We start from the raw sequence: 6,208 nt of genomic DNA, 5'->3' as shown, positions 1-6,208 counted from the left end.
CCTGGCCGTAGTGCAGGACGTGCGTGGAGGGATCCAGCGAGATCGGACCGTACGGAACGAGCTGAGCGTCGTGCCAGCCGCGGCCCTCGGTCCACCTGATCGTCACCATGTGGTCGGTGAAGTGGCGGCCGAAGCCCGGGTTGGCCAGGATCGCCTCGCGCTCTGCGGCGGCGAGCGGGCTGGCGGACGGCTTGAGCTCGATCGTGGGCGTCGTCATCAGTGGTTGTCCTTCACCGGTTGTAGTGACGGGCCGCGCTCACGCCTGCACTCCCGGTCGTCGGTGCTTGGACGTCCGAGCATTCCCTCATATCGCGGCTCCGCGTTCGATTATCGCGCGGGGGCGGCGGCGGACGGAATCGGGGTGAGGCGGCCCAGGGGTTGATGGTGGCACCCGGCGGGACATGGCAAAAGCCGCCGGGTGCGGTCGCGACCCGGCGGCTGGGGGTGTAGCGCGGCGGGTCAGCCGGCTACGCGTACGGCGAGCGCGTCGCCGATCTCGGAGGTGGAGCGGGCCGGCTTTCCGGCGCGCTCGGTCAGGTCGGCGGCCACCGCCGTGTCGATGCGGTCCGCCTCCGACTCGTAGCCCAGGTGGCGCAGCAGCAGGGCGACGGACAGGACGGTGGCGGTGGGGTCGGCCTTGCCCTGGCCGGCGATGTCCGGGGCCGAGCCGTGGACCGGCTCGAACATGGACGGGAACTCGCGGCTGGGGTTGATGTTGCCGGAGGCGGCCACGCCGATGCCGCCGGAGACGGCCGCGGCGAGGTCGGTGATGATGTCGCCGAAGAGATTGTCGGTGACGATGACGTCGAAGCGGCCGGGGTCGGTGACGAGGAAGATCGTCGCCGCGTCGACGTGCAGGTAGTCGGTGGTGACCTCGGGGTACTCCTCGGCCACCTTCGTGAAGACGTTCGTCCACAGGTGCCCGGCGAAGGTCAGCACGTTGTTCTTGTGGACCAGCGTGAGCTTCTTGCGCGGGCGGGCCTGGGCGCGCTCGAAGGCGTCGCGGACGACACGCTCGACGCCGTAGGCCGTGTTGACGGACACCTCGGTGGCGATCTCGTGCGCGGTGCCCTTGCGGATGGTGCCGCCGTTGCCCGTGTACGGGCCCTCGGTGCCCTCGCGGACCACGACGAAGTCGATCTGCGGCTGGCCGGCCAGCGGGGTGGCGACACCGGGGAGCAGCTTGGACGGGCGCAGGTTGACGTGGTGGTCGAAGGCGAAGCGGAGCTTCAGCAGGAAGCCGCGCTCCAGGACGCCGGACGGCACGGACGGGTCGCCGATCGCGCCGAGCAGGATGGCGTCGTGGCCCTTGAGCTGCTCCAGGTCGGCGTCGGTGAGGGTCTCACCGGTGGCGTGGTAGCGCTTGGCGCCGAAGTCGTACTCCTTGGTCTCCAGCTTCACATCCTGCGGAAGGACGGCGGAGAGGACCTTCAGGCCTTCGGCCACGACCTCCTGGCCGATGCCGTCACCGGGGATCACTGCGAGATTGATGCTGCGAGACATGTCGGGCACCCTACTCCTCGTCCCAGGTGATGACACAACCTGTCCGCGATGCGGACGGCGGGGGTCGTTCCGTACGCGCCGGCCGGGCTCAGTGGCCGGTCTGGCCGCCGTTGTCCCGGCGGTCGAGGGCACGCTGGAGGGCGGCGGCGGCGTTCTTGCGGTCGGACTCGCTCGCAGGGGACACGTGACGGACTCGGCGGCGGACGGTCGTCTCGGCCATGGCAATCGACTCCTTCGGCATGCGTGGAGCATGGCTGTGAGGGGGGCATGCGAGTCGCCGGAAGGGGCGGGGAGCGTGGGCCGCAGGGGTTGCCTGCGCGGGCCGGCTCACGACCGCCATTCGCTGGATGGAGCGAGACGTTCGGCTTCTTTCACGTTAAGGGAGCGGCCCGCGCCTGTCTGCACAATTACTCGGACTTCCTACTATCTGAGACGACGGCCCCGCTGAGCTGGGCTGATTCCCGACCGCCCGACACACCGTCAGACGACGTCGCCGTCCCGCCAGTCGAAGACCAGTTCGCCGGACAGGTCGAGCGGGCCGGCGAGAGCGGGCCGTACGTACACCCCGCCCTCCTCGTCCGGCAGCCGGACGATGCCCTCCGGGGAGAGGGCGTGCACCTGTCCGGGCCAGCACCGCCAGCCCCGGGCGGCGTACAGCAGGGCGCCCTCGTCGCTCGCCGACAGCGCGCCGAGGTCGTAGGCCCGGTCGATCACCCGCTCCAGCTCGGCCATCACCCGCCCGCCGAGCCCGGTGCGCCGCACGTCGGCCCGTACGGCGACGCCCTCGACATACCCGGTGCGCAGCCACCGCCCCCGGTGCCGTACCCGGCGCATCACGAGCGCCCCGTGCGCGGCGAGACCCTCGCCGTCCTCGATCAGCGCGTGCACCCCGCCCAGCCAGTGGTCCTCGTCCTCGTCCGAGCAGTCCCCGTCGAAGGCGTGGTCCAACAGGGCCCGTATCCCGCGGAGTTCGGCGGGGTCGAGATCGGCGGTGTGGGCGAGGCGGCATGGAGGGGTCATGACGACAGTATCGGCGGTACCGGCCCCGGACACGGCGACGNGGGCCTCCGGGGCCGGGGTCGCGGGGGCGGTCAGCCCATGTGCGGGTAGCCGTAGTCGGTCGGCGGGACCAGGGTTTCCTTGATGGCCCGGGTCAGGGTCCAGCGCAGGAGGTTCTGCGGGGCGCCGGCCTTGTCGTTGGTGCCGGAGGCGCGGCCGCCGCCGAAGGGCTGCTGGCCGACGACGGCACCGGTCGACTTGTCGTTGATGTAGAAGTTGCCCGCGGCGAAGCGGAGCTTCTCCATCGTGTACGCCGCCGCGGCGCGGTCGTTGGCGATGACCGAGCCGGTGAGGGCGTAGTCGGACACCGACTCCATCTGGGTCAGCATCTCGTCGTACTGGTCGTCCTCGTAGACGTACACCGCGAGGATCGGGCCGAAGTACTCGGTGGTGAAGACCTCGTTCTCCGGGTCGGTGCACTCGATGACGGTCGGGCGGACGAAGTAGCCCACCGAGTCGTCGTAGGAGCCGCCCGCGACGATCGTGCAGGTGGGGTCGGCCTTGGCGCGCTCGATGGCGGCCTTGTTCTTGGCGAACGCGCGGTCGTCGATGACGGCGCCGAGGAAGTTCGACAGGTCGGTGACGTCGCCCATGGTCAGGTAGTCGACCTCGGCCGCGAACTCCTCCTTGAAGCCCGAGTTCCAGATGGAGGCCGGGATGTAGGCGCGGGAGGTGGCGCTGCACTTCTGGCCCTGGTACTCGAAGGCACCCCGGGTCAGGGCGGTCTTCAGCACCGCGCGGTCGGCCGACGGGTGGGCGACCAGGAAGTCCTTGCCGCCGGTCTCGCCGACCAGACGCGGGTAGGAGCGGTACTTCTCGATGTTGTTGCCGACCGTCTTCCACAGGTACTGGAAGGTCTTGGTCGAGCCGGTGAAGTGGATGCCCGCGAGGTCCCGGTGCTCCAGGGCGACCTCGGAGACCGCGATGCCGTCGCCGGTGACGAGGTTGATGACGCCCTTGGGCAGGCCCGCCTCCTCCAGCAGCCGCATGAGGAGGACGGCCGCGTGGGTCTGCGTCGGGGACGGCTTCCAGACCACCACGTTGCCCATCAGGGCGGGGGCGGTGGGCAGGTTCGCGGCGATCGCCGAGAAGTTGAACGGCGTGATCGCGTAGACGAAGCCCTCCAGCGGGCGGTGGTCCAGGCGGTTCCACACGCCCGGGGAATTCGCCGGGGGCTGCTCGGCGATGATCTGCCGGGCGTAGTGGACGTTGAAGCGCCAGAAGTCGACCAGCTCACAGGGCGAGTCGATCTCGGCCTGCTGGGCGGTCTTGGACTGGCCCAGCATGGTGGACGCGGCGATCGTCTCGCGCCACGGGCCGGCCAGCAGCTCGGCGGCGCGCAGGATGATCGCGGCGCGGTCGTCGAAGGACATCGCGCGCCAGGCCGGGGCGGCTGCCAGGGCGGCGTCGATGGCGTCGCGGGCGTCCTGCTGGGTGGCGTGCCGGCCGGTGCCGATGACCGCCTTGTGGTTGTGCGGCTGGACCACCTGGAACGGTTCGCCGCCGCCCAGCCGCTTCTCGCCGCCGATGGTCATCGGCAGCTCGATCGGGTTCTCGGCCAGCTCCTTGAGCTTGGCCTCCAGCCGGAGGCGCTCGGGCGAGCCGGGGGCGTAGCCGTGCACCGGCTCGTTGACGGGGGTGGGGACCTGGGTCACAGCGTCCATGTGATCCGTAACTCCTTGTACGTGAGCGGGTGGTGGGGCTCAGCCCTTGCTGACCATCGAGCGGAGGAAGAAGCGGAGGTTCGCGGGCTTCTCCGCGAGACGGCGCATGAAGTAGCCGTACCAGTCGGTGCCGTAGGCCGTGTAGACACGCATCCGGTGGCCCTCGGCGGCCAGCCGCAGGTGCTCCTCGCCCCGGATGCCGTACAGCATCTGGAACTCGTACTCGTCGAGCTTACGGCCGGCCTTGTGGGCCAGTTCCTGGGCGATGGCGATCAGGCGGGGGTCGTGGGACCCGATCATCGGGTAACCCTCGCCCTCCATCAGGATCCTCAGGATACGCACGTAGGCCTTGTCGATCTCGTGCTTCTGCTGGTAGGCGACCTCGGCGGGCTCCTTGTAGGCGCCCTTGACCAGGCGGACCCGGCTGCCGGACCCGGCGAGGCGGCGGGCGTCGGCCTCGGTGCGGAAGAGGTAGGACTGGATGACGCAGCCGGTCTGCGGGAAGTCCTTCCGCAGCTCCTCGTGGATGGCGAACATCGAGTCCAGGGTGGTGTGGTCCTCGGCGTCCAGGGTGACCGTCGTGCCGATGGCGGCGGCGGCCTCGACCACCGGGCGGACATTGGCGAGGGCCAGCTCGTGCCCGCCGTCCAGCGCCTGGCCGAACATCGAGAGCTTGATCGACATCTCGACCCGCTCGCCCAGTTCCAGGCCCTTGAGGTGGTCGATCAGCGCCAGGTAGGCGTCCCGGGCGGCGGTGGCCTGCTCCGGGGTGGTGATGTCCTCGCCGACGACGTCCATCGTCAGCTCCAGGCCCTTGGCCGTCAGGTCCTCGATGATCGGGCCGATGTCGGCCACGGTCTCACCGGGGATGAAGCGGTCGACGACCTGCTTGGTCACCGGGGCCGCCGAGATCAGGCGACGCATCCGGTCGCTGCGCGACGCGGCGAGAATCACGGGACCCAGCACGGGGCACCTCCACAGACAAGCACCGAAGAGGCCGACACCCGACGATTCGGGTACGGCACGGAGAACCACCGTGAAACCTAAGGATCTCTCCGATCCTGGGCCATCGACAGCTGTCACGCATCCGTGCCCGGGATGTCAGACAGATGTATGAAGGCGGCCGGGTCATGGGGGAGAATGCCCGGGTGGCGGCGGATTTCAAGGCGTTCAAGGCGGACTACCAGGAGCTGGTGGACGAGATCTCCGAGTTGCTGGGCGTGCCCGCGACCCTGGAGAACCGTGACTTCGAGCTGATCGCCTTCGGGGCCTACGACAGCGAGGACGAGCTGGACCCCTCCGCGCTGGACCCGGTGCGCACCCGCTCGATCCTGACCCGGCGCTCCACGGCGACCGTCCGGGCCTGGTTCGAGGGGTTCGGCATCACCCGGGCGACCGCGCCGGTGCGCATCCCGCCCAGTCCCGGGGCCGGTGTCTACCGGGGCCGGATCTGCCTGCCCGTGCGCCACCGGGGCGTCGTCCTCGGCTACGTCTGGCTGCTGGACGGCGACCCGGGGCCGACCGACGCCCAGCTGACCGCCGCCATGCGGGTGGCGGACCGGATCGGCGCGCTGCTCGCCGACGAGGCGGAGGCCGGGGCGGGGCTGAGCCGGGAGCTGCGGGCGGTGCTCACCGCGGACGGGGGCTGGCAGCGGGACATGGCGGTGGCCGACCTGCGCACCGCCCTCGGCCCGCGCGCCGAGGGCCCGCACACGCTGGTCTGCGTCGCGCCCTGGCCGTCGGCCGACCCGGACGACGTCCCCGCCCCGCGCACGGTCCCGCACGCCACGGCCCTGTGCGCCCTGCCCTGGGGGGCGTCCGGGCTGAGCCTCGCGGTCCTGGTGCGGCTGCGCAGCCCGGACACGACGGCCCCCGCGGTGGCGGCGGCCACCCGGCTGCTGAAGGAGGCCGAGGAGTCCCGGGGGGCGCGGGCGCGCGGCGCCGGGGCGCGCACGGCGGCGGCCGTGGCGGCGCGGCCCGGC

Annotated in this window: 5 protein-coding genes and 2 pseudogenes; 1 reads left to right on the top strand and 6 read right to left on the bottom strand. The window is 71.0% G+C overall.

Annotated features, from left to right (window positions below):
* From ABD350_RS14795 to ABD350_RS14770, 6 genes and pseudogenes are all read right to left on the bottom strand, one after another.
* Nucleotides 1-217 (bottom strand): annotated as a pseudogene (locus ABD350_RS14795) (branched chain amino acid aminotransferase); the annotation flags it as partial.
* A 242-nt stretch (nucleotides 218-459) separates the two neighbouring features.
* Nucleotides 460-1,503, bottom strand: coding sequence for a 3-isopropylmalate dehydrogenase (locus tag ABD350_RS14790; protein WP_344348509.1), 1,044 nt, complete (start codon nucleotides 1,501-1,503; stop codon nucleotides 460-462).
* 88 nt (nucleotides 1,504-1,591) lie between these two features.
* Nucleotides 1,592-1,723, bottom strand: a complete 132-nt coding sequence (locus tag ABD350_RS14785; RefSeq protein ID WP_344348508.1) for a hypothetical protein — start codon at nucleotides 1,721-1,723, stop codon at nucleotides 1,592-1,594.
* Between the two features lie 260 nt (nucleotides 1,724-1,983).
* The gene (locus ABD350_RS14780) at nucleotides 1,984-2,523 is read right to left on the bottom strand and encodes a GNAT family N-acetyltransferase (RefSeq protein ID WP_344348507.1); all 540 of its coding nucleotides are present in this window, start codon (nucleotides 2,521-2,523) and stop codon (nucleotides 1,984-1,986) included.
* A gap of 71 nt (nucleotides 2,524-2,594) precedes the next feature.
* Nucleotides 2,595-4,226, bottom strand: a complete 1,632-nt coding sequence (gene pruA / locus ABD350_RS14775; protein WP_344348506.1) for an L-glutamate gamma-semialdehyde dehydrogenase — start codon at nucleotides 4,224-4,226, stop codon at nucleotides 2,595-2,597.
* Between the two features lie 39 nt (nucleotides 4,227-4,265).
* Complete coding sequence (locus ABD350_RS14770; protein ID WP_344348505.1) at nucleotides 4,266-5,192, bottom strand: proline dehydrogenase family protein; 927 nt, start codon at nucleotides 5,190-5,192, stop codon at nucleotides 4,266-4,268.
* A gap of 164 nt (nucleotides 5,193-5,356) precedes the next feature.
* Here ABD350_RS14770 and ABD350_RS14765 point away from each other — a divergent pair.
* Nucleotides 5,357-6,208 (top strand): annotated as a pseudogene (locus ABD350_RS14765) (PucR family transcriptional regulator); the annotation flags it as partial.

The sequence above is a fragment of the Streptomyces nogalater genome (genome assembly GCF_039532885.1).
Lineage (GTDB): Bacteria > Actinomycetota > Actinomycetes > Streptomycetales > Streptomycetaceae > Streptomyces > Streptomyces nogalater.
The sequence above is the reverse complement of the archived record's forward strand: the minus strand, read 5'-3'. Positions and strand labels throughout refer to the sequence as shown.